The sequence below is a fragment of the Rahnella sp. CFA14(1/10) genome (genome assembly GCF_004195095.1).
Taxonomy (GTDB): Bacteria; Pseudomonadota; Gammaproteobacteria; order Enterobacterales; family Enterobacteriaceae; genus Rahnella; species Rahnella perminowiae.
In genome coordinates this window covers 1-653 of sequence record NZ_SEWS01000030.1, presented here as the reverse complement: position 1 = coordinate 653, position 653 = coordinate 1, and the positions used below count along the sequence as shown (strand labels likewise).

Genomic DNA, 653 nt, shown 5'->3' with positions numbered 1-653 from the left:
GTGACCTGCCCCCAGGATTAGATACAACCGTCAGTTAGTAATGTCGGTTTGTTTACCTTCACATTTTCCATTTCGCCACCGTGCTGCAAACTCTGATGGCGTCAGATAATTCAGTGCCGAATGTGGACGACACTCGTTATAATCCTGCCTCCAGTCGTTAATGGTTTTCCTGGCGTGAACGATATCGCTGAACCAGTGTTCGTTCAGACACTCATCGCGAAAGCGTCCGTTAAAACTCTCAATAAATCCGTTCTGCGTTGGCTTACCTGGCTGGATAAGCCGTAGTTCCACACCATGCTCAAAGGCCCATTGATCGAGCGCGCGGCAGGTAAATTCCGGGCCCTGATCGGTTCTTATTGTCGCCGGATAGCCCCGAAACAACGCGATGCTGTCCAGAATACGCGTGACCTGAACGCCTGAAATACCGAAAGCAGCGGTGATCGTCAGACACTCCTTCGTGAAATCATCCACACAGGTCAGGCACTTGATCCTGCGACCGTTGACCAGTGCGTCCATAACGAAATCCATCGACCATGTAAGGTTCGGCGCATCCGGGCGAAGAAGCGGAAACCGTTCGGTCGCCAGCCCTTTACGGCGTCGTCTGCGTTTTACGCTCAGTCCATTAAGGTGGTAAATACGGTATACCCGCTTGT

At 51.9% G+C, this 653-nt stretch carries 1 pseudogene; it reads right to left on the bottom strand.

Going from position 1 to position 653, the window contains the following annotated elements:
- Nucleotides 1–30: 30 nt before the first annotated feature.
- Nucleotides 31–653: pseudogene (locus tag EVX52_RS25095) on the bottom strand (IS3-like element ISRaq1 family transposase); the annotation flags it as partial.